We start from the raw sequence: 23,739 nt of genomic DNA on the forward strand, positions 1-23,739 counted from the left end.
GCATGAGTGAAATGGCCCGCGTTTGTGTCCAGGTACTGAGCCAGTATGTGGAGTCGCAATCCTCTCCCGAAGAGGATCGTTACGTGTTTGCCTACACCATCACTATTCGTAACCTGGGGCGCAATAGCGTGCAGCTGCTTAGCCGCTACTGGCTGATCACCAACGGCAACGGTCGCGAAACAGAAGTTCGCGGTGACGGCGTGGTGGGCGAGCAGCCACATATTGCGCCAGGCAGCGAGTTCCAGTACACCAGCGGCGCGATTCTTGAGACGCCCATGGGCACCATGCAGGGCCACTATGTGATGATCGACGCCGAGGGCGAAGAGTTCCACGTCGAGATTCCGGTATTCCGCCTCGCAATACAAACCTACATTCATTAATTCTCCCCCGCCCGGCCTGTCCGGGCGGCGCGTTTTAACCGGACTAACAATGAGCACATACCTGATTGGTGATATCCACGGCTGTTATGACGAGCTGCGAGCGCTACTGGCACAGGTTGATTTCGATCCGCAGCAGGATGAACTGTGGTTAACCGGCGACCTTGTCGCTCGCGGACCGGCTTCACTTGACGTGTTGCGCTACGTGAAATCGCTCGGCGACAGCGTGCGCCTGGTATTGGGCAACCACGATCTGCATCTGCTGGCAGTGTATGCCGGCATCAGCCGCAACAAGCCAAAAGATCGCCTGACGCCGCTGCTGGAAGCCGATGATGCCGATGAGCTGATCAACTGGCTGCGTCGCCAGCCTCTGTTGCAGGTGGATGAGGAGAAGAAGCTGCTAATGGCCCACGCAGGCATTACGCCACAATGGGATCTGGAAACGGCAAAAATGTGCGCGCGGGAAGTGGAAGCGGTGCTCTCCAGCGACAGCTACCCGCTATTCCTGGATGCTATGTATGGCGATATGCCTAACAACTGGACGCCAGAGCTTAGCGGGCTGGCGCGCCTGCGTTTCAGCACCAACGCGCTCACGCGGATGCGTTTCTGCTTCCCGAACGGCCAGCTCGACATGATTTGTAAGGAGGCGCCTGACTCTGCGCCACCGCCGCTGAAGCCGTGGTTTAATGTGCCAGGAAAAATCAGCAGCGACTACACACAAATCTTCGGACACTGGGCATCGCTGGAAGGGAAAGGCACACCGGAGCATGTTATCGGGCTGGATACCGGCTGCTGCTGGGGCGGAACGCTGACCCTGCTGCACTGGGAGACACAGCAGTACTTTGTGCAGGCCTCTAATCGCGAGCAGGCGATGGCAGAAAGTGTTGCGGCTTTGCATCCGCCAGTGAATGATGTGATACCGGAGTAGCCCGGATGTCGGGCGGTTGAGCGGCGGCTGGTCACCCTGAAGGGTGACCCTGCCCGGTTTGGCATCATCAAGATGCTGTCCCGGCATAGACCATTCGATACCCTGTAATATCGTCCAGGCTTAGTCTCAGGGTGCGCATTGATGCGCACCGGGAAGAGGCGTTCTGCGTTATTACGCTATGTCCGCTGTCAGCGGCGGCGATCGAGAATCTCAAAACAGTAGCTGTGCGAATTCTGCGCGTCGGCATCGTGAAACTCGCTGAAGGTTGACTGCCACTCATCCGGCTCGTAATCCGGGAACTGCGTATCGCCTTCTACTTCCGCATCAATGTGCGTCAGATACAGACGGTCAGCGCGCGCCAGCATCTGCTCATAAATACGTCCGCCGCCAATCACCATCAACTCTTCAACATCACCGGCTGCTTTCACCGCCTCATCCAGCGATGTCACCCAGGTCACACCTTCGTGCGTACCTGGCTTGCTGCTCACTACAATATTCAGACGCCCCGGTAACGGTCGGCCAATTGATTCAAAGGTCAGACGGCCCATAATCACCGGCTTGTTCAGCGTATTGCGTTTGAACCATGCCAGATCGGCCGGCAGATTCCATGGCATGGCGTTTTCCATACCAATAATACGATCCGCAGCAAGCGCCGCGATCAAACTAATCATGTTAAAAGACCTACAGGGAAAAAATTGGCGCAATGATACGTAAAGGCGAAACTTTCGTCGATAGGGCGACCCCGCTAATTGCGTAAAGCTCCTATGCCACCGCATTTTGCGCAATGGCAGAGTTTTACTCCGACTTTCTCACAATAGGTGGAAAGAGCCGCCAGAATCGACCAGCGAGGCGGCACAACTCAGGGTGAAAGTCCGGTCTGGCGAGGAACAGTGTAAAGAAAAACGCACTCTGTGCGAAAAAGAGAACGGCTCCCGCAGGAGCCGTTAAGCGCTGGATTAGAAGTCGTAGCGCAGGCGTACCAGGTTAACGTTACCCAGTGATTTATCGGTGCTGGAGGTGATCACGTATTCGTAATCAACACGGAAGCCGTAGTCGAGCTGCGCGCTCACGCCGACGCCGTTATCGATACGCTTGTAGTTGCGGCCGTTAACGAACTCCAGACGGTCGCCCATGAAGTAAGGCTGGATAGATTTAACCGCATACTGGCCGATCGGGAATTTGTAACCGGCGAAGTACTCCACGCCCCAGGCATCATCCGCAAAGTAGCTGTTCACGGTGTTCAGTTTGGTTGGTGCGTAGTTCTGGTACCAGCCCGCGCCAGCGGAGAGCGTCCAGTTATCTGGCGTCCAGCTCAGCGCGGTACCGTAGATGTTCTGGTCATAACGCTTGCTGTCGCCGTTGCCCGGGTTACGGATGTCTGCACGGGTGTAGTTCCATGCCGTGCCCCACGCCAGGTCTTTGCTGATGTGATAGTTCACACCCAGCGAGCCGCCGCCCTGACGCTTATAACGCATGCCGTTGCCCGGCAGGTATTCGTTATCGGCAAACAGGTACGATGCGTAAACATCGACATCGCCGAAGGTGTTTTTATACTTCAGCATTTTACGTGAACGGTAAGATCCGTCGTAGTCGCCATTGATACCGTTGCCCGGCGCCTGGGCCAGCATATCGTAATCCCAGATATCGGTTTTCGCGCCGACAACATCATAGTAAACGCTGTTCTGTTGGCCAAAGTAGAGTTCGCCCAGCGATGCGCTCTTGAAGCCGGTATAGAGCTGACGGCGGGAGGTATTATTTGCGCCGTCCGCATGATGGTGATCCCAGCCCCACCATGCCGGGAAGTTAACGCCCAGCTCGTAGTAGCCTACCCAGCTGACATCATCAAACAGGTAGTAGTTTGCGGTGAAACGGAAACGGGAGCCGCCATCGTAGCCATTACGCTTATATGATTTATCGTTAACACCGTTCTGATGCATGAACTGTGGACGAATGCTGCCGCCCACTTTGAAATCAAGACGGCTAAGCGGGTCGCCCGCCTGTGGATCCTGCTTCAGCAGAGTGACTTCTGCCTGGCTGGCAAGTGGCGCAACGGCGAGAAACGCCGCAACTGCGCTGAGAGTGAAAGCACGCATTTTCATTTTTTATATCCCGGTAAAGGTGAGCGCTCTATTGGTGAGCGGGCAAGATAGTACGGTGCGCTTTACGGGATCGTATTTATAATTTTGTGCGAATAATCCTAAATGTAACCATTTTCGCATTAAGTGATAAAACTTATGTCAAACCAATAGAATTTACACACATAAGCTTATGCAACCACAGCTAAACAAATAAAAAAAACGGCCCCAAAGGAGCCGTTTTTATACTGCTAATCGATTGATTACCCTTTGATTAGCGCGTGCATCTCCTGCACGGAGATCACTTTTTCAGTCGGATCGGCGTTCAGCGCCATTGCCGTGGCAAAGCCGCCGTTCAGCGTGGTGTCGTAATGCACTTTGTATTGCAGCGCACTGCGGCGGATTAACTTCGAATCCTCAATCGCCTGGCGCCCTGCTGTGGTGTTAACGATATAAGCGTATTCACCATTCTTCAGACGATCCTGAATGTGTGGACGACCTTCATGCACCTTATTGACCAGACGTGGATTAATACCCGCCTCACCCAGCACCACGGCAGTACCGTGCGTCGCATCCAGCTCGAAACCGAACTTCTGCAGCTTCGCCGCCAGGTCAACAATACGTTTCTTATCGCCTTCACGTACTGACAGTAGCGCACGACCGCTCTTCTTCATGTTGCTCTGCGCACCCAGCATCGCTTTCGCAAACGCTTCGGCAAAGGTACGGCCAACGCCCATCACTTCGCCGGTTGAACGCATCTCCGGGCCAAGGATCGGGTCAACACCCTGGAACTTGTTGAACGGCAGTACTACCTCTTTCACCGAGTAGTACGGTGGAATCACCTCTTCGGTTACGCCCTGCTCAGCCAGCGTTTTGCCTGCCATAACGCGCGCTGCCACTTTCGCCAGCGGTACGCCGGTAGCTTTGGAGACAAACGGCACGGTACGCGCGGCACGCGGGTTAACTTCAATCAGGTAGACTTCGTTATCCTTCACCGCAAACTGGACGTTCATCAGACCACGCACGTTCAGCTCAAAGGCCAGCTTCTCTACCTGCTGACGCATCACGTTCTGGATTTCGGTGCTCAGCGTATAGGCCGGCAGCGAACAGGCCGAGTCGCCCGAGTGCACGCCCGCCTGCTCAATATGCTCCATGATGCCGCCAATCAGCACACGCTCGCCGTCGCAAATAGCATCAACGTCTACTTCCACCGCGTCATCCAGGAAGCGATCCAGCAACACCGGCGCATCGTTAGAGACCGAGACCGCCGTCTGGAAGTAACGCTTGAGGTCAACTTCGTCATAGACGATCTCCATGGCGCGGCCGCCCAGCACGTAGGAAGGACGCACCACCAGCGGATAGCCGATGCCAGCCGCTTTCTCTACCGCCTGCTCCAGCGTGGCAACGGTGGCGTTGGCCGGTTGTTTCAGATTGAGGCGGTCTACTGCCTGCTGGAAACGCTCACGGTCTTCTGCACGGTCAATGGCGTCCGGGCTGGTACCGATAACCGGTACGCCAGCGGCTTCCAGCGCGCGCGCCAGCTTCAGCGGCGTCTGGCCACCGTACTGGACGATCACACCTTTTGGCTGCTCGATCCGCACGATCTCCAGTACATCTTCCAGCGTGACCGGCTCGAAATAGAGGCGATCTGAGGTGTCGTAGTCGGTTGAGACGGTCTCCGGGTTACAGTTCACCATAATGGTTTCGTAACCGTCTTCACGCAGCGCCAGCGCCGCGTGCACGCAGCAGTAATCGAACTCGATGCCCTGGCCGATACGGTTTGGACCGCCGCCCAGCACCATGATTTTGTCACGATCCTGGTTCGGATTGGCTTCGCACTCCTCTTCATAGGTGGAGTACATATAGGCGGTATCGGTAGAGAATTCAGCGGCGCAGGTATCGACGCGCTTATAGACCGGGTGCAGGTTGTACTGCTGGCGCAGCTTACGGATTTCACCTTCCGCCACGCCCGCCAGCGTCGCCAGACGCGCATCGGCAAAGCCTTTACGCTTCAGGGCGCGCAGGAAGCCGGCATCCAGTGAATTAACGCCTTCACGTGCGACCTGCTCTTCCAGACGGACCAGCTCTTCAATCTGCACCAGGAACCAGCGGTCAATGTTGGTCAGGTTGAACACGCCATCCACCGACATACCGGCGCGGAACGCATCGGCGATGTACCAGATACGGTCAGAACCAGCATCTTTCAGCTCGCGACGGATGCGGGTCAGCGCGTCGGCATCATCCAGATCCACTTTCGGGTCGAAACCGTTAGCGCCCACTTCCAGACCGCGCAGCGCTTTCTGCATCGACTCCTGGAAGGTACGGCCAATCGCCATCACTTCACCAACCGACTTCATCTGCGTGGTCAGGCGATCGTTCGCGCCGGCAAACTTCTCAAAGTTAAAGCGTGGGATCTTGGTGACAACATAGTCGATAGAGGGTTCAAACGAGGCCGGCGTGCGGCCACCGGTGATGTCATTCATCAGCTCATCAAGCGTGAAACCTACCGCCAGTTTCGCGGCCACTTTGGCAATCGGGAAACCGGTGGCTTTTGACGCCAGCGCCGAGGAGCGTGATACACGCGGGTTCATCTCAATAACAATCAGACGGCCATCTTTCGGGTTCACCGAGAACTGCACGTTAGAACCGCCGGTCTCTACACCGATTTCACGCAGTACCGCCAGCGAGGCGTTACGCATGATCTGGTACTCTTTGTCGGTCAGGGTTTGCGCCGGGGCCACGGTAATGGAGTCGCCGGTGTGAATGCCCATGGCGTCAAAGTTCTCAATAGAGCAGACGATGATGCAGTTGTCGTTTTTATCACGCACCACCTCCATCTCGTACTCTTTCCAGCCAATCAGCGACTCATCAATCAGCAGCTCGTTAGTCGGCGAGAGATCCAGACCGCGCTCGCAAATCTCTTCAAACTCTTCGCGGTTGTAGGCGATACCGCCACCGGTGCCGCCCATGGTAAAGGAGGGACGGATAATGCACGGGAAGCCGACATCTTCGGCCACTGCCAGCGCCTCTTCCATGGTGTGCGCAATGCCGGAGCGGGCCGTATCCAGGCCAATGCTCTTCATCGCCACGTCAAAACGGCGGCGATCTTCAGCTTTATCAATGGCGTCAGCGGTCGCACCAATCATGGTGACGCCGAACTCCTCCAGCACCCCCTGACGCTCCAGCTCCAGCGCGCAGTTCAGCGCCGTCTGGCCGCCCATGGTAGGCAGTACGGCATCCGGACGCTCTTTCTCAATGATCTTACGCACCACTTCCCAGTGGATGGGCTCGATATAGGTTGCATCAGCCATCTCCGGGTCGGTCATGATAGTCGCCGGGTTAGAGTTCACCAGGATAACGCGGTAACCCTCTTCACGCAGCGCTTTACACGCCTGCGCACCGGAGTAGTCAAATTCACATGCCTGGCCAATCACAATCGGGCCAGCGCCAAGGATCAGGATGGATTTTATGTCAGTACGTTTTGGCATCGTGGGCTCCTGATTACTTCGCGTTTGAACGGTAAGCTTCGATCAGTTCGATAAAGTGATCGAACAGCGGCGCCGCGTCGTGCGGGCCAGGGCTCGCTTCAGGGTGTCCCTGGAAGCTGAAGGCCGGTTTGTCAGTGCGGTGAATCCCCTGCACCGTCTGGTCGAACAGAGAGACGTGCGTGACGCGCAGATTAGCCGGCAGATTGCTTTCATCGACGGCGAAACCGTGGTTCTGCGCGGTGATCATCACCGTATTATTGTCGAGATCTTTTACCGGATGGTTGCCGCCGTGGTGGCCAAGCTTCATCTTCACGGTTTTCGCACCGCTCGCCAGGGCCAGCAGCTGATGGCCAAGACAGATACCAAACACCGGGATGTCGGTCTGCAGGAAAGCCTGAATCGCCTTGATGGCGTAATCGCACGGCTCCGGATCGCCCGGTCCGTTGGACAGGAAAACACCATCCGGATTCAGCGCCAGTACCTCTTCGGCTGGGTTTGTGCCGGCACGACCGTCAGGCGGCAGCCGCGATCCACCAGCATGCGCAGGATGTTGCGTTTCGCGCCGTAGTCATACGCCACTACATGGAAGGGCAGCTGCTCAGCACTTTGCTGCTCTGGCAGGCCGTCTTTCAGCGTCCAGCTCCCCTGCTGCCACGCATAAGTTTCCGCCGTGGTAACCTCTTTTGCCAGATCCATGCCTTTCAGCCCCGGGAACGCCTGAGCTTTTTGCAGCGCCAGCGCAGCATCCGGATTATCACCGGCAATAATGCAGCCGTTCAGCGCCCCTTTTTCACGCAGCAGACGCGTCAGCTTGCGGGTATCAATATCGGCGATGCCCACAATGTTATTGCGCTGCAGATACGCTGACAGGCTCTCTTCACTGCGGAAGTTGCTGGTAATCAGCGGCAGGTCGCGGATAACAAGGCCCTGAGCGTGAATTTGGCTGGACTCTTCATCGGCGGTATTGGCGCCAACGTTGCGATATGGGGATAAGTGAGGGTGACGATCTGGCGGGAATAGGAGGGATCAGTGAGGATTTCTTGATAACCGGTCATTGACGTGTTGAAAACGACCTCCCCCACTGCCGAACCCGTTGCCCCGATGGCCCGACCGTGGAATTGGGTTCCGTCTTCCAGAACCAAGAGCGCTGACTTAATCAAAACATCCTCCAGGGAATAAACAGTCACAATATCTGCATATTAATTCAAAATAGTGGCCTGAATCAACGTAAAAACCGCCTGACTGCTCGATTTTTGGCAAATTGCGCGCATTCTAATGATCGCCCTGAGGCTTGTCTACCCTGAGAGGCCATTTTTTTGTAGTTTTCGGGCAGCTGGCGCTCAAAACAGAGGAAACACGACAAAACAGTGAGATAAATGACAGAAATAATCGGTTGCGCGGCTGAAATAATCGATAGACGAGATCACAGCGCTATAATTTTTGACCAAATGGTCAAAATTTGTGTTTGCGGCACGCTTTATTCACTACAAACAAAACAAAATAGAGACCTCGTAGTTAAAAAAATACCAAGTCCTCATTTAAACATAAAATAAAGGGCAATAATAATATTGCCCTTTTCAATCAACGGCTTACCGATTGAAATAACCACATCACGATGGCTCACAACACTCACAATACCGCTAAATTCAGCACATCACGCATATCATAAAGGCCGGATTTCTTAGCACTCACCCAAACAGCCGCCTTAATGGCACCATTGGCAAAGGTCATACGGCTGGAAGCCTTGTGAGTAATCTCAACACGCTCCCCAATATCTGCAAACATTGCCGTGTGCTCGCCGACAATATCGCCGGCGCGCACGGTGGCAAAACCAATGGTGTGCGCCTTACGCTCGCCGGTGTGACCTTCACGCGCGTAGACCGCATGCTCGTCCAGCTGCCAGTGCATCGCATCGGCAATCGCTTCGCCCATCGCCAGCGCGGTTCCGGACGGGGCATCCACTTTGTGGCGGTGGTGCGCTTCGGTAATCTCAATGTCCGCGTAGTCACCCATCACTTTCGCCGCCTGCTGCAGCAGATTGAGCATCAGATTAACGCCGACGCTAAAGTTAGCGGCAAACACGATGCCGATCTCCGCAGACGCCGCACGAATGGCCGCTTTACCCGCTTCATCAAAGCCGGTTGTGCCAATGATCATGGCTTTGCGGTGCTGACGACAGAACGCCAGATACTCCAGCGTACCCTCGGCCGGGTAAAGTCGATCAGCACATCGAAATCATCTGCGACTTGCAGTAAATCGTCAGTGACAATAACGCCGGTTTTACCGATGCCCGCCAGCTCACCGGCGTCCACGCCCAGCAAGGAGGAGCCCGTGCGCGCCAGCGCAGCGCCCAATATGACGCCCTCCGCCTGATGCGCGGCCTGAATTAAATTGCGTCCCATGCGGCCCGGCGCACCGACAATCGCAATGCGGATTTCACTCATATTTATTCATTCCTGATACAAAACTATGCATGCAAAGCGTAAACAGGTTAACGGTCAGGTAACAGTCACGCCACAATAAAAAAGGGATATTAGAATTTCAGCTCAGCCGTTAAACATTATCAGCAAAAGCAATTTCTTTGGCAGCAAGCCCCCATCCCCGAATTGCAGATAAAGAAAAGGCCGAACGCTGTCGGCCTGTTTCAGTCATGAGAGAGCTGCTTACTGCACGTTACGCACGTCAACCCGCAGCTCTTTCGGCACTTCAAATACAATGTTCTCTTCACGGCCAATCAGCTCAATCGCTGCTTCACCGCCCAGCTCGCGCAGACGCTGAATAACCTGCTGCACCAGAATATCCGGAGCAGAAGCGCCTGCGGTGACGCCAATGCAGCTCACGCCGGTCACCCACTCCTCCTGGATATCGTCTGCGGAGTCGATCAGCTTCGCCAGCTTGCCGGCACGCTGGGCCAGCTCTGCCAGACGGTTGGAGTTGGAGGAGTTCTTCGAACCGACAACCAGTACCACCTCGGCATCTTTTGCCAGCACGCGCACCGCTTCCTGGCGGTTAGTGGTGGCGTAACAGATATCGTCTTTGCGCGGGCCGATAATCGCCGGGAAGCGCTGACGCAGCGCGTCAATCACATCCGAGGTATCGTCTACTGAGAGCGTGGTCTGCGTCATAAAGCACAGGTTGCTCTCATCTTTTACGGTCAGCTTAAACACATCTTCCGGTGACTCCACCAGATACATGCCGCCCTCAGGGTTACTGTACTGCCCCATGGTGCCCTCAACTTCCGGGTGACCCGCGTGGCCGATCAGAATGGCTTCCACCCCTTTGCGGCTGGCACGCGCCACTTCCATATGCACTTTCGTCACCAGCGGGCAGGTCGCATCAAACAGCATGGTGAGATTACGCGCTTTGGCTTCTGCACGTACCGCCTGCGAAACGCCGTGCGCCGAGAAGATCAGGATGGCGTTATCCGGCACTTCGCTAATCTCTTCAATGAAGATTGCGCCACGTTCACGCAGGCTGCTCACCACATAGCGGTTGTGTACCACTTCGTGGCGTACGTAGATCGGCGCGCCATACATCTCCAGCGCACGCTCCACAATGCTGATGGCGCGATCAACGCCTGCGCAGAAACCGCGGGGGTTAGCTAACAGGATCTGCATCGCCTGCCTCCAGCGCCGGATCGATCTCCAGCACTTCAATGTCAAACTTAATCCGCTGGCCCGCCAGCGGATGGTTAAAGTCAACGGTGATCGAATCACCGGAGATTTCGCGAATCACGCCTGGCATCTCGCTGCCGCCCATGCCGCTGAACAGCATGATGGCCCCCACTTCTGGCTCGCCTGCATCAATAAAATCACGACGCGAGAAGTACTGGATCAGATCCGGGCTGATGCCGCCAAAGGCATCCTCCGGCGCCAGCGTAAAGGCATGCTGATCGCCCACTTTACGCCCCACCAGCTCCTGCTCCAGCGCGGCCGAGAGACTGCCATCACCCAGACGGAACAGCGCGGGCTTGCCATTGGCGCGCGTGGATTCAGCCGTTGAGCCATCCTCCAGCTTCAGCGTAAAGTGCACCAGCACTGCGCTATCGCGCTGAACTAACTCTGTCATGGGTTACCTTTTTCGTTTGCCTGTTTGCTTTTAGGGCTAAGAAAACCTTCCAGCACCACCAGCGCCGCACCGATGCAGATTCCGCAGTCGGCAATGTTGAACGTGGCAAAGTGCCAGTCGCCCACATAGAAGTCGATAAAATCGACGACGAAGCCGTGATATGCCCGATCAAACAGGTTACCCAACGCGCCGCCAATAATCAGCGCGTAGGCGATGTTGGTTAATTTATGCTGCGCCGCGTTGCGGTACATCATCACCAGCAGTGAGATCACAATTGCCAGCGCAATACCGGCAAAGAACCAGCGCTGCCAGCCGCCTTTATCCGCCAGGAAACTGAACGCCGCGCCATAATTGTGCGCGTAGAACAGATTCAGGAACGGCATCAGCGGCTGGGTTTCATGCAGCATCATGTTGCTCATGATCCACTGCTTGCTGGCGAAATCGATAACAATCAGCACCAGCACCAGCCACAGCCAGCGTAATCCGGTAGAGCAGAGTTTACTCATCAGGCGAATTTCCGCACTTCGCCGTCACCGGCTACGTTGGTATAGCAACGGCCGCAAATTGCCGCGTACTCCGGGTTCTGACCAACGTCAGTCGTGTAGTGCCAGCAGCGTGGGCACTTCTCGCCTTCTGCTTTATGCAGCGCGATTTTCAGGCCTTTTAACTGCTCGCTCTGCTGCGCTTCATCGCTGGCCGTGGCGTAATCCGCCACGATTGCGCCTGAGGTCAGCAGCACGAAACGCAGCTCATCGCCCAGCGCCTGCAGCTTCGCCGCCAGCTCAGGATCGGCATAGAGCGTGACGCTGGCCTCCAGCGCGCCACCGATGCGTTTGTCGCTACGCGCCTGCTCAATCACCTTGTTCACTTCGCCACGGACTTTCAGCAGTTCAGCCCAGTAGGCATCGTTCAGCGCTTCGTTGTCCGCCAGACCAAACAGGCCGGCATACCACTCCTCGGTGAAGACATACTGCGCACGCTCGCCCGGCAGATGGCCCCAGATCTCATCCGCGGTAAACGACATGATTGGCGCCATCCAGCGCACCAGCGCTTCTGCGATGTGCCACAGCGCGGTCTGGCAGCTGCGACGCGCCAGGCTGTCCTCTTTCGCCGTGTACTGACGGTCTTTGATCACGTCGAGATAGAACGAGCCCATCTCGATCGAGCAGAAGTGCATCAGGCGTTGCACCACTTCATGGAAGTCGTAGTTCTCATACGACTGCACAATGTCCTGCTGCGCCGCCAGCGCACGGCCAACCGCCCAGCGATCCACAACGACCATCTCTTCCGGGCTGACGCAGTCTGTCGCCGGATTGAAGCCCGCCAGGTTCGCCAGCAGGAAACGTGCGGTGTTACGGATACGGCGATAGCTGTCAGCGGCACGCTTCAGGATCTCGTCAGAGACGGCCATCTCACCGGAGTAGTCGGTTGAGGCGACCCACAGACGCAGGATATCCGCGCCCAGCTTATCCATCACATCCTGCGGCGCCACAGTGTTGCCGATCGACTTCGACATCTTGCGGCCCTGACCGTCCACGGTGAAGCCGTGAGTCAGTACCTGACGATAAGGCGCTTTGCCTTTCATCGCGGTGCCGATCATCAGCGACGACATGAACCAGCCACGGTGCTGATCTGAACCCTCCAGATACATATCCGGCGCGTGGCCTTCAAATTCCGGACGCGCATCCACCACCGAGAAGCTGGTAGAGCCGGAGTCAAACCAGACGTCCAGCGTATCCGGCACTTTCACGTAGTTATCAGCATCGTCGCCCATCAGCTCGCGCGGATCGAGATCCCACCACGCCTGAATACCGTCCTGCTCAACGCGCAGCGCCACTTTCTCCATCAGCTCCAGCGTATCCGGATGCAGCTGCTCGCTCTCTTTATGTACGAACAGCGCCATCGGCACGCCCCAAGTACGCTGACGCGAGATGCACCAGTCCGGACGGTTCTCCACCATCGCTTCAATCCGCGCCTGGCCCCAGTCCGGGATCCACTGCACGCCTTTGATCTCTTTCAGCGACTGCGCACGCAGGCCTTTCTGATCCATGCTGATAAACCACTGCGGCGTGGCACGGAAGATGATGGGCGTTTTGTGACGCCAGCAGTGCGGGTAGCTGTGCAGCAGTTTCTCCACGTGCAGCAGCGCGCCCTTCTCTTTCAGCAGCTCAACGATCATGTCGTTGGCTTTAAAGACGTTTACGCCATCCAGCCCAGGGTAAGTGCCTGGCAGATAGGTGCCATCCGGACCAACCGGGTTGGCGGTTTCAATACCGTATTTCTGGCCGATAACATAGTCATCCGGGCCGTGGCCTGGCGCGGTATGCACTGCACCGGTACCGGCATCCAGCGTGACGTGCTCGCCCAGCACCACTTTAGACTGAACCTGCGTCAGGAACGGATGCTGGAACAGCTGTAGCTCCAGCGCGGCGCCTTTGCTTTCGCCCAGCACGGTCCAGTGGCTGATGCCCGCGCGCTTCATCACGCTCTCCACCAGATCTTTCGCCAGGATCAGACTGCGGCCTTCGATTTGCAGCAGCTGATAGTCGAACTCCGGGTGCAGCGAGATCGCGCGGTTTGCCGGCATGGTCCATGGCGTGGTAGTCCAGATCACCAGTGAGATCGGGCCTTCAGATGCGCTCACGCCAAACTTCGCGCGTACCGCATCAGCGTCCAGCGCGTTAAACATCACATCGATAGAGGGGGACGTTTTGTCGTAATACTCTACTTCTGCTTCCGCCAGCGCAGAGCGGCAGTCCATGCACCAGTGCACCGGCTTCGCGCCTTTGTGCAGATGGCCATTGCCGATGATCTTGCCCAGCGCACGAATGATGTTGGCTTCGGTCTGGAAATTCATCGTCAGGTATGGACGGTCCCAGTCACCCAGCACGCCGAGGCGGATGAAGTCTTTTTTCTGCCCTTCAACCTGCTCCGCCGCGTAGTTGCGGCAGGCTTCACGGAACTCAGCCGCGCTGACTTTCTCGCCCGGCTTGCCAATCATCTGCTCGACTTTGTGCTCAATCGGTAAACCGTGGCAGTCCCAGCCCGGAACGTACGGCGAGTCGTAACCCGCCATGCCTTTCGACTTAACGATAATGTCTTTCAGAATCTTGTTTACTGAGTGACCAATATGAATGCTGCCGTTCGCATAAGGAGGGCCATCATGCAGGATAAAGGTTTTTTTCCCTTTTTTGGCTGCGCGGATGATGCCGTACAGGTTGTCATCATACCAGCGTTGCAGCATTGCCGGTTCGCGTTTGGCCAGATCGCCACGCATCGGGAACCCCGTTTCCGGCAAATTCAGGGTAGATTTATAGTCACTCATCAGATTCTCGGTTCCGTATTTCGGTCATTAAACCGGTGTTTGTAGCCCAAAAAATTGGCGGGCCGTCACCACATCTTTCGCAATTTGTTCTTTCAGCGCGTCCAGCGATGCGAAGCGCTGTTCGTCACGAATCTTCTGTTTCAGCACCACTTCAATATGGCGGCCATAAAGATTCATATGGGTGTCGAGCAGGTGAACTTCAAGCTGCTGACGCAGCCCTTTCACCGTCGGGCGCGTACCAATGTTGGCAACGCCGGGGATCGGCTGTTCGCCGAGACCGAGCACTTCTACCGCAAAAACGCCTTTAACCGGCGTCACGGTGCGACGTAGCGGAAGGTTGGCCGTCGGGAAACCGATAGTGCGTCCCAGTGCATCACCGTGCACCACACGGCCAGAGATACTGAATGGATGGCCAAGCAGCAGTTGCGCCTGCGCAAAGTCATCCTGCGCCAGCGCCTGACGTACTGCGGTACTGCTGATCCGTTTGCCGTCATTACAGTAGGTTTGGGTGCTGATGACCTCAAAGCCATACTCCGCACCGGCTTTCTGTAATAACAGGAAATCCCCCTGGCGACCAGCGCCAAAGCGGAAATCATCCCCAACCGCGAGGAACTTGACGTTGAGTTTCTCAACCAGTAAATCACTGATAAAGCACTGCGCCGAGTGCGCGGCAAAGCGGCGATCAAAGCGCATGCACAGCACCGTATCGACACCGGCCTGTTCAAGATATCTCAATTTTTCACGTAAGCGTGTCAGGCGTGCCGGTGCTTTGTCACCGGCAAACAGCTCAAGCGGCTGGGGTTCAAACAGCATCACCACCACCGGCAGGTTGCGTTTACGTCCTTCGGCAATGAGCTCCGTCATCAGCGCCTGGTGGCCGCGATGTACGCCGTCAAAATTGCCAATGGTCAGAACGCAGCCGCGATGCTGCTCTTTCAGATTATAAATACCGCGGATTAACTTCATGGCTGACTCAAACCGGTGGAAATCGGCGGATTATACCCTTGAATAGCGTTAAGGTTAACCCGTCTGCGTGCCTTTCCTGCTTCTGGCCGGGCTTATCTGCGCGCTATCCGCGGCTCAGGGAAGATCTGAAGAATTTTGTTGCGAAATACTGTATTCAGCGCGGTGTTGCTGGTAGAATCTTGCGCCATCAATTACGTAAGATGGTGTCGTGGTTAAAACGACGCTTTATTGCACAAATCCATTGACAAAAGAAGGCGCAAAAGGCATAGTCCTCGGCCTTTGATTTGTCCATATAGAACACATTTGGGAGTTGGACCTTGGCTAATATCAAATCAGCTAAGAAACGCGCCGTAACATCTGAGAAACGTCGCAAGCATAACGCGAGCAACCGTTCTATGATGCGTACTTTCATCAAGAAAGTATACGCGGCTATCGCAACCGGCGACAAAGCTGCTGCGCAGAACGCATTCAACGAAATGCAACCAATCGTGGACCGTCAGGCTGCTAAAGGTCTGATCCACAAAAACAAAGCTGCACGTCATAAAGCAAACCTGACTGCACAGATCAACAAACTGGCTTAATCGCCCGTCTGTTTATCGCTTTGTTAAAAGAACCGGCGCTCAGCCGGTTTTTTTATGCCTGCAATTTACGGCTAAAAAAAGGAGGCCTTCGCCTCCTTCTGTTTTAGCGTAACTTTATCCGCAACAGCCCGTAACCAATCACTGCGGACAGCAATGACCCGCTGAGAATACCGAGCTTCGAGAACGTCACCAGCTGCTCGTGAGCGGCATCAAAGGCCAGCGAGCTGATAAAGATCGACATCGTAAAGCCGATGCCGCACAGCACGCCAATCGCCATAATATCGCGGATTGTGGTACCGCCCGGCAGCGCCGCCATACGAAGCTTCACCGCCAGCCAGCAGAACAGCGTGATCCCTAAGGGTTTACCAATCAGCAGGCCGAGAATGATACCCAGCGGCTCAGGTGAGAGCACATCACCGAAGGTTATGCCGCTGAGTGAGATACCGGCGTTAGCAAAAGCAAACAGCGGCAGAATGAGCCAGTTCACCCACGGCATCAGCCCGTGCGCCAGGTGTTCAGCCGGCGAATGGCCGTTCTTCTCCTCCAGCGGGACAAAGAAGCCGACAATCACACCTGCCAGCGTGGCGTGTACACCGGATTTGAGCACCGCCGTCCACAGCACGATCCCCACCAGCATATACACCGCGATATTACGGACCCCGCAGCGATTCAGGATGGCCAGCAGCACAATCGCCCCTGCTGCCACGCTGAGCGACATAACGGAAAGATCGCTGGTATAGAACAGCGCAATAATCACAATCGCGCCCAGGTCATCAATAATTGCCAGCGCCATCAGGAACACTTTCAGCGCCGTCGGTACGCGGCTGCCGAGCAGCGCCAGAACACCGAGCGCAAACGCGATATCGGTCGCGGTGGGAATTGCCCAGCCGTTACGGGCTATCTCATTATCGTGATTGAACAGCAGGAATATAACCGCAGGTGCCGCCATCCCGCCTAATGCCGCAATCACCGGGAAGATGGCCCGGTCGCGGCTCGCCAGTTCACCGGTGATCAGCTCACGCTTCACTTCCAGGCCAATCACCAGGAAGAACAGTGCCATCATCGCATCGTTAATCCACAGCAGCAGGTTTTTACTGATATCCAGCGCGCCAAAGCGGATCTGCACCGGCTCCGCCAGCAAGGATTGATAGCCCTGCGCGGTTGACGCGTTGTTCGCCAGGATCATCGCTGCCACAGCAGCAAGAATGAGGACAATGCCGTTGCTGGCATCGCTTGCGATAAAGCTTTTGAGCAAGCTTCGAATACTACGGGGTTTGTTCACAACTCCTCCTGAGTATGACAATTTTGCCCTGTAGTGTAGCGGCGGTGATAACCCGTTAAAAGAAGCTTGTCATTTGTTTACAGGCCAGGGTAAACCTGTCGGGAGATTCACCTGCAGTCCGGATCACAGCTGCCTTATTCAGGCAACGTATAATGAGTACCTGCTCAACGGCACTGGCTCAGTACCATCTGGAATAGCGAACATCTATGACGATGACCACAACAGCCCATACGGCTGTCAAAGGAATGGCGTAGCGGGGGAAAAACAGAATGAAAAAAACGGCGCCGATGAGAATAGCGGCTAAAGGTAACAGATTGCCAAACAGGAATCCGGCTACTGAAACCAGCCACTTTATGACCGCTTTCATTTCTGCAGAATCTCATTCATCAGGAAAATAATTTCATCTTCATTGCCGGATCCCGACCGCGTCATATAGATGATTTTAGACATTTCCGGCTCGATCAAAAAGTAGAGGAGTTTTCAATCCCGCCAGGTTAACAATAAAAAAGCGGAGAGTCTCCTCTCCGCTTTTCACGTCCTGCACACTTTCTTAGCGCGTCAGATCATCAAAGAACTTCTTCACGCCGTCAAAGAAGCTTTTCGAACGCGGGCTGTTTTTCTCACCCGTTGGTCCGCCAAAGCTCTCTTCCAGTTCGCGCAGCAGCGCTTTCTGTTTGTCGTTCAGGCTCACCGGTGTTTCCACCACCACGCGGCACAGCAGGTCGCCAACTGCGCCACCGCGCACCGATTTCACGCCTTTACCGCGCATGCGGAACAGCTTGCCGGTTTGGGTCTCTGCCGGCACTTTCAGATTCACGCGGCCATCCAGCGTCGGGACTTCAATCTCACCGCCCAGGGCTGCCATCGCAAAGTTGATTGGCACTTCACAGTACAGGTTGTTGTCTTCACGCTCGAAGATCGGGTGCTTCTTCACGGAAACCTGTACGTAGAGGTCGCCAGCCGGTGCGCCATGCTCGCCCGCTTCACCTTCGCCACTGAGACGAATGCGATCGCCGGTATCCACGCCTGCCGGAATCTTCACTGACAGGGTTTTCTGACGCTCAACGCGACCATGACCATGACAGGCGTTGCACGGATCTTTGATCACCGAGCCACGACCGTGACAGGTCGGACACGCCTGCTGTACGGTAAAGAAGCCCTGGCGCATCTGCACCTGACCTGCACCGTGACAGGTTGGACAGGTCTGCGGCTGAGTACCCGCTTTCGCGCCGCTGCCGTGGCAGACATCACACTCTTCCAGAACAGGAATGCGGATCTCTTTGGTCACGCCGCGTACCGCTTCTTCCAGCGTCAGTTCCATGTTGTAGCGTAAATCGGCGCCGCGTGAGGCGCGCTGACGGCGTCCTCCACCAAAAATATCGCCAAATACGTCGCCAAAGATATCGCTGAAGTCAGCACCGCCGCCGCCAAAGCCGCCGCCGAATCCACCGCCACCGCCGCCCTGTTCAAAAGCTGCATGACCGTATTGATCGTAGGCCGCACGCTTCTGCGCATCGGTCAGAATTTCGTAGGCTTCCTTCACCTCTTTAAACTTCGCTTCGGCTTCTTTATCGCCCGGGTTACGGTCCGGGTGATACTTCATCGCCAGGCGCTTATAAGCCTTTTTAATTTCACGCTCATCGGCGGATTTTGAGACGCCTAAGATCTCGTAAAAATCACTCTTAGCCATTGTTGTTCTGCCCTTAACATGATCGCACGGGCGTGGAGAGATCTCCTACGCCCGTGCTGGTTTCAACGGCTGTCAGGCCAGCCGTCGCGCCCGGTCAGGGGCAATTATTTTTTATCTTTAACTTCTTCGAATTCAGCGTCGACAACGTCGTCATCTCTCTTCGCTGAAGCGTCGCCGGCATCGGCTCCGCCCGCCTGAGCCTGCTGCTGTGCCAGCTCCATCAGTTTGCTGGAGACTTCCATCAGCGCCTGCATTTTGGCTTCGATTTCAGCTTTATCTTCGCCTCTCAGCGCGGTGTTCAGCTCGGTCAGTGCGGCTTCGATCGGTGCTTTGTCTTCAGCAGAGAGTTTGTCACCGGCTTCATCCAGCTGCTTACGGGTGCTGTGCGCAATCTGGTCGCCCTGGTTACGCGTCTGCACCAGCTCTTCGAATTTACGGTCAGACTCGGCGTTAGCTTCCGCGTCACGAACCATTTTTTCGATCTCTTCCTCATTCAGACCGGAAGAAGCTTTGATGGTGATCTTCTGCTCTTTACCGCTGTTTTTGTCCTTCGCAGACACATGCAGAATACCGTCGGCATCGATGTCGAAGGTCACTTCGATCTGCGGCATACCGCGTGGTGCTGGCTGGATACCATCCAGGTTGAACTGGCCCAGGGATTTGTTATCGCCTGAGCGCTTACGCTCACCCTGCAGCACGTGAATGGTCACGGCAGACTGGTTATCTTCAGCGGTCGAGAACACCTGGCTGTGCTTGGTTGGGATCGTGGTGTTCTTGCTGATCAGCGCGGTCATCACGCCACCCATGGTTTCGATACCCAGCGACAGCGGGGTTACGTCCAGCAGCAGAACATCTTTCACATCACCGGCCAGCACGCCGCCCTGCACGGCAGCACCTACAGCGACTGCTTCATCCGGGTTCACGTCTTTACGTGGCTCTTTGCCGAAGAACTCAGTCACTTTCGCCTGAACCATTGGCATACGCGTCTGACCACCAACCAGGATGACATCATTGATGTCAGAGACGGACAGGCCCGCATCCTGCAGTGCAACTTTCAGCGGCTCGATAGAGCGGCTAACCAAATCTTCAACCAGTGACTCCAGCTTCGCACGGGTCACTTTGATGTTCAGGTGCTTAGGACCGGTCGCATCTGCTGTGATGTACGGCAGGTTAACGTCGGTCTGCTGCGCAGAAGAGAGCTCAATCTTCGCTTTCTCAGCGGCTTCTTTCAGACGCTGCATCGCCAGCGGATCGTTGTGCAGATCGATGCCCTGATCTTTCTTGAACTCTGCCACCAGGTAGTTGATCAGGCGGCTGTCGAAGTCTTCACCACCGAGGTGGGTATCACCGTTGGTCGCCAGTACTTCGAAGGTTTTCTCGCCGTCAACTTCATCGATTTCGATGATAGAGATATCAAACGTACCGCCACCCAGGTCATAAACCGCGATGGTGCGGTTACCCTGGCCTTTATCCAGACCGTAAGCCAGTGCGGCTGCCGTTGGTTCGTTGATGATACGTTTTACGTCCAGACCGGCGATACGGCCTGCGTCTTTAGTCGCCTGACGCTGTGCATCGTTGAAGTAAGCCGGTACGGTAATGACCGCTTCAGTTACCGCTTCACCGAGGAAATCTTCCGCGGTTTTCTTCATCTTTTTCAGCACTTCAGCAGAGATCTGCGGCGGTGCCATTTTCTGGCCTTTTACGTCCAGCCATGCATCACCGTTATCAGAACCGATGATTTTGTACGGCATGATTTTGATATCACGCTGCACTTCTTCGTCCTGGAAACGACGGCCAATCAGACGCTTGATCGCGAACAGGGTGTTCTGCGGGTTAGTCACCGCCTGACGTTTAGCCGGTTGACCAACCAGAGTTTCGCCATCCTGCGTATAAGCAATAATTGACGGTGTGGTGCGATCGCCTTCAGCGTTTTCAAGCACACGTGCTTTACCGCCGTCCATGATCGCCACACATGAGTTGGTTGTACCCAGGTCAATACCAATAATCTTACCCATCTAAACGTCTCCCACTTAAATTCAATTCTTTGCCAATTTGGGTTGTGAAGCAGAGATGCGGTCAAAATCACCGCTTTCAACTGCTGGAGCAGGCTTTTTTTTGCTGCCTCACAACGCTCGATGACAAGTAAATGGGGCCGCTTCGAAGCGCATCAAGGGTTAAAACTAAAAAAAATTTAGAATCTGATACCGTTTCAGATCAAAGTGGCGTGAAAGCGGGCTGATTATGATGCAGCGCCCCGCTTACCGCCGTGGTAGGCGCAGGGTTAAGACCACGCAAATTTAACACTGCTGCTGAGGAATTATGGGTAACACCACGCTGGCGAATCCCGCCCCGTTGGGCCTGATGGGCTTTGGTATGACGACCATCCTGCTCAATTTACACAATACCGGTCTGTTTGCGATGGATGTCATCATCCTGGCAATGGGCCTGTTCTACGGTGGTATCGCGCAAATTCTTGCCGGGCTGCTGGAGTATAAAAAAGGCAACACGTTCGGCCTCACCGCATTTACCTCTTACGGCAGCTTCTGGCTGACGCTGGTAGCGATTCTGCTGCTGCCGAAAATGGGCCTTGCTGCTGTCGCCGACGGTCACTTCCTCGGCGCATACCTGGCGCTGTGGGGCATGTTTACGCTGTGCCTGTTTTTCGGCACGCTGCAGGCGCCAAAGATGCTGCGATTTGTTTTTGCCAGCCTGACGCTGCTGTTTGCGCTGCTGGCGCTGGGGCATCTGCTGGATCACGCCAGGCTGCTGCGTATCGCAGGCTGGGTCGGTATTGTCTGCGGAGCCAGCGCGTTCTATCTGGCGATGGGAGAAGTACTGAACGAGAAGTTTGGCCGCAGCGTGCTGCCAATCGGTGAATAAAAAAAACAGCGCGGGTTAGCCCCGCGCTGATCGATTACGAAGAGTGCAGTGATACATCCAGCCGCGTATCAGGCTGACGGCTATCGCGCCACAGCCAGATCCCCACCAGAAAACCGATCACCGCCAGCGCCAGTACATACCAGGCCGGTGCCATAGGTGTCAGCTGCATCATCAGCGTCACGCTGATCGGCGTCAGGCCACCAAAAATCGCGTAAGAGACGTTATAGGAGAACGAAATACCGGTGAAACGCACCGCTGCCGGGAACGCCCGCACCATCACAAACGGCACCACGCCAACCACACCCACGCTCAGGCCAGCCAGGCCGTACCAGAGCAACAGCATCTCCGGCGTAGTGCCCAGCTGATGGAAGAAGTTCCAGCTGAATATTGCCAGCAGCACGGAACCGGCCATCAGCGTACGCGCAGCACCAAATCGATCAACCAGCCAGCCGGCTATTACGCAGCCCAGCAGCAGCATAACGGTGGCAAAGCTATTGGCCTGCAGGCTGAGTGCTGCCGGGATAGCGTGCTGTTTCTGCATCAGCGTAGGCGCCATCAGAATCACCACCACGATGCACGCCGACAATAGCCACGTCAGCAGCATTGAGACCACAACGCCGTGCCTGTGGCTGGCGAGAACGGTGCGCAGCGGCAACTTATCCGAGAGCGTTTTGCGCTGCTGCATCTGCCGGAACACCGGCGTCTCATGCAGCCAGCGGCGCAGATACATCGCCAGCAAGCCAAACAGACCGCCGAGGAAGAAAGGGATGCGCCAGCCGTAATCGCGCATAGCGGCGGGTGAAAGCGTGGTATTCAGCGCGGTGGCGACCAGCGAACCGAGCAGGATACCCGCGGTTAATCCGGCGGTCAGCGTGCCACAGGCGAAGCCGATACGCTTTTCTGGCACATGTTCTGCTACAAACACCCAGGCGCCCGGCACCTCGCCGCCGATCGCCGCGCCCTGCAGGATGCGCATCAGCAGCATCAGTAACGGTGCCGCAATGCCAATGCTGTCATAGGTTGGCAGTGCGCCCATCGCCAGCGTGGGCAGCGCCATCAGCAGAATACTGAGGCTAAACATCTTCTTGCGTCCGACTTTGTCGCCAAAGTGTGCCATGATGATGCCGCCCAGTGGGCGCGCCAGATAGCCGGCCGCAAAGATGGCAAACGTCTGCACCTGCCGCAACCACTCGGGAATGTCGGCCGGAAAGAACAGTTCGCCAATCACCGCAGCGAAGAAGACAAAGATGATGAAGTCGTAAAACTCCAGCGCCCCGCCAAGGGCCGCCAGCGACAGGGTTTTGTAGTCCTGCCGGTTAAGTTGTCGGGTATTCAGGGTATCCATATCAGTGTGGTATCCAGCGCTATTCGGTAGGGTTGTAAAGCTGGGATCACTATACCGTCAAACCTTTACCACACCAGTCGTGCTGAATTTTATGCCTGAAAACGGTAATTTTCAGACGTTTGTCTCACGCCGGGCGCTTTTCGGGCGAAAAGCTGCTACCACCGCGGAATGCGTCTCCACATATGGCCCTTCAAGCAGCTGTAAACAATAAGGTACGGCAGCAAAAATACCCGGTACTTTTACGCTGCCGTCTTCCGCTTTCAGCCCTTCCAGCGTCTCTTTAATCGATTTAGGCTGGCCGGGAAGATTGAGAATCAGCGACTGTTTACGAATCACGCCCACCTGGCGCGACAAAATCGCCGTGGGTACAAACTGCAGGCTGATCTGGCGCATCTGCTCACCAAACCCCGGCATTTCACGATCGGCTATCGCCAGCGTGGCATCGGGCGTAACGTCACGGCGCGCCGGTCCGGTGCCGCCGGTGGTTAACACCAGATGGCAGAACCGTTCATCAACCAGCTCGCAGATCGCCTGTTCAATCATCGGCTGCTCATCCGGCACCAGACGGGTTTCAATTTCAAACGGCGTGGCAAGCGCGGCGGCGAGCCAGCTCTCCAGAGCCGGAATGCCCTGATCCTGATAGATGCCGTTGGCGGCCCGATCGGAAACGGAAATCAAGCCAATACGTAAAGTATCCATAGAGTTATCGCTGTGGTTAACCGCGAGGCGGTGAA

At 55.7% G+C, this 23,739-nt stretch carries 17 protein-coding genes and 2 pseudogenes; 4 read left to right on the forward strand and 15 right to left on the reverse strand.

Annotation, left to right across the window (positions count from 1 at the left end):
- Positions 1 to 2 precede the first annotated feature (2 nt).
- Positions 3 to 380 carry a Co2+/Mg2+ efflux protein ApaG gene (gene apaG, locus HA48_RS10495; RefSeq protein ID WP_128601268.1) on the forward strand — a complete coding sequence of 126 codons (378 nt, stop codon included), beginning with the start codon at positions 3 to 5 and terminating at the stop codon, positions 378 to 380.
- A gap of 49 nt (positions 381 to 429) precedes the next feature.
- Positions 430 to 1,305 (forward strand): bis(5'-nucleosyl)-tetraphosphatase (symmetrical) ApaH, encoded by an 876-nt coding sequence (gene apaH / locus HA48_RS10500; RefSeq protein WP_128601269.1) that lies wholly within the window; start codon positions 430 to 432, stop codon positions 1,303 to 1,305.
- 188 nt (positions 1,306 to 1,493) lie between these two features.
- Here apaH and folA read toward each other — a convergent pair whose 3' ends face one another.
- The 10 genes and pseudogenes from folA to ribF all read right to left on the reverse strand — a co-directional run bounded on the left by folA (position 1,494) and on the right by ribF (position 15,227).
- Positions 1,494 to 1,976, reverse strand: coding sequence for a type 3 dihydrofolate reductase (gene folA / locus HA48_RS10505; protein ID WP_128601270.1), 483 nt, complete (start codon positions 1,974 to 1,976; stop codon positions 1,494 to 1,496).
- Positions 1,977 to 2,261: 285 nt separating this feature from the next.
- Positions 2,262 to 3,404, reverse strand: coding sequence for a porin (locus HA48_RS10510; RefSeq protein WP_128601271.1), 1,143 nt, complete (start codon positions 3,402 to 3,404; stop codon positions 2,262 to 2,264).
- A 239-nt stretch (positions 3,405 to 3,643) separates the two neighbouring features.
- A complete protein-coding gene (gene carB, locus HA48_RS10515; protein ID WP_128601272.1) occupies positions 3,644 to 6,868 on the reverse strand; it encodes a carbamoyl-phosphate synthase large subunit in 3,225 nt (1,074 codons plus the stop codon).
- A gap of 13 nt (positions 6,869 to 6,881) precedes the next feature.
- Positions 6,882 to 8,028: pseudogene (gene carA, locus HA48_RS10520) on the reverse strand (glutamine-hydrolyzing carbamoyl-phosphate synthase small subunit).
- Positions 8,029 to 8,497: 469 nt separating this feature from the next.
- Positions 8,498 to 9,312, reverse strand: a pseudogene (dapB, locus tag HA48_RS10525) (4-hydroxy-tetrahydrodipicolinate reductase).
- A 219-nt stretch (positions 9,313 to 9,531) separates the two neighbouring features.
- Positions 9,532 to 10,485, reverse strand: coding sequence for a 4-hydroxy-3-methylbut-2-enyl diphosphate reductase (ispH, locus tag HA48_RS10530; RefSeq protein WP_128601273.1), 954 nt, complete (start codon positions 10,483 to 10,485; stop codon positions 9,532 to 9,534).
- A complete protein-coding gene (fkpB, locus tag HA48_RS10535; RefSeq protein WP_128601274.1) occupies positions 10,466 to 10,936 on the reverse strand; it encodes an FKBP-type peptidyl-prolyl cis-trans isomerase in 471 nt (156 codons plus the stop codon). Before fkpB ends, ispH begins: the two co-directional genes overlap by 20 nt.
- Positions 10,933 to 11,442 (reverse strand): signal peptidase II, encoded by a 510-nt coding sequence (gene lspA, locus HA48_RS10540; protein WP_128601275.1) that lies wholly within the window; start codon positions 11,440 to 11,442, stop codon positions 10,933 to 10,935. Before lspA ends, fkpB begins: the two co-directional genes overlap by 4 nt.
- Entirely contained in the window at positions 11,442 to 14,261 is a 2,820-nt protein-coding gene (gene ileS / locus HA48_RS10545) for an isoleucine--tRNA ligase (protein WP_128601276.1), read from the reverse strand. The genes lspA and ileS overlap by 1 nt, the downstream gene beginning before the upstream one ends.
- A 27-nt stretch (positions 14,262 to 14,288) precedes the next feature.
- Positions 14,289 to 15,227, reverse strand: a complete 939-nt coding sequence (gene ribF / locus HA48_RS10550) for a bifunctional riboflavin kinase/FAD synthetase (RefSeq protein WP_128601277.1) — start codon at positions 15,225 to 15,227, stop codon at positions 14,289 to 14,291.
- A gap of 317 nt (positions 15,228 to 15,544) precedes the next feature.
- On the opposite strand from ribF, the gene rpsT reads away from it, so the two are divergent.
- Positions 15,545 to 15,808 (forward strand): 30S ribosomal protein S20, encoded by a 264-nt coding sequence (gene rpsT, locus HA48_RS10555; RefSeq protein WP_013507813.1) that lies wholly within the window; start codon positions 15,545 to 15,547, stop codon positions 15,806 to 15,808.
- 103 nt (positions 15,809 to 15,911) lie between these two features.
- On the opposite strand, the gene nhaA is transcribed toward rpsT, so the two are convergent.
- The 3 genes from nhaA to dnaK all read right to left on the reverse strand — a co-directional run bounded on the left by nhaA (position 15,912) and on the right by dnaK (position 20,795).
- Entirely contained in the window at positions 15,912 to 17,090 is a 1,179-nt protein-coding gene (nhaA, locus tag HA48_RS10560) for a Na+/H+ antiporter NhaA (protein ID WP_128601278.1), read from the reverse strand.
- 550 nt (positions 17,091 to 17,640) lie between these two features.
- Positions 17,641 to 18,780, reverse strand: coding sequence for a molecular chaperone DnaJ (dnaJ, locus tag HA48_RS10570; RefSeq protein WP_128601280.1), 1,140 nt, complete (start codon positions 18,778 to 18,780; stop codon positions 17,641 to 17,643).
- Positions 18,781 to 18,884: 104 nt separating this feature from the next.
- A complete protein-coding gene (gene dnaK / locus HA48_RS10575) occupies positions 18,885 to 20,795 on the reverse strand; it encodes a molecular chaperone DnaK (RefSeq protein WP_128601281.1) in 1,911 nt (636 codons plus the stop codon).
- 304 nt (positions 20,796 to 21,099) lie between these two features.
- Here dnaK and satP point away from each other — a divergent pair, with 304 nt between their 5' ends.
- Positions 21,100 to 21,660, forward strand: a complete 561-nt coding sequence (gene satP / locus HA48_RS10580; RefSeq protein ID WP_128601282.1) for an acetate uptake transporter — start codon at positions 21,100 to 21,102, stop codon at positions 21,658 to 21,660.
- A 34-nt stretch (positions 21,661 to 21,694) separates the two neighbouring features.
- On the opposite strand, the gene HA48_RS10585 is transcribed toward satP, so the two are convergent.
- Both HA48_RS10585 and mog read right to left on the reverse strand, forming a co-directional pair.
- Positions 21,695 to 23,005 (reverse strand): MFS transporter, encoded by a 1,311-nt coding sequence (locus HA48_RS10585; RefSeq protein WP_128601283.1) that lies wholly within the window; start codon positions 23,003 to 23,005, stop codon positions 21,695 to 21,697.
- Positions 23,006 to 23,116: 111 nt separating this feature from the next.
- On the reverse strand, positions 23,117 to 23,704 hold the full coding sequence (mog, locus tag HA48_RS10590) for a molybdopterin adenylyltransferase (protein WP_128601284.1): 588 nt from the start codon (positions 23,702 to 23,704) through the stop codon (positions 23,117 to 23,119).
- Between the last annotated feature and the right edge of the window lie 35 nt (positions 23,705 to 23,739).

Source organism: Pantoea wallisii (assembly GCF_002095485.1).
GTDB lineage: Bacteria > Pseudomonadota > Gammaproteobacteria > Enterobacterales > Enterobacteriaceae > Pantoea > Pantoea wallisii.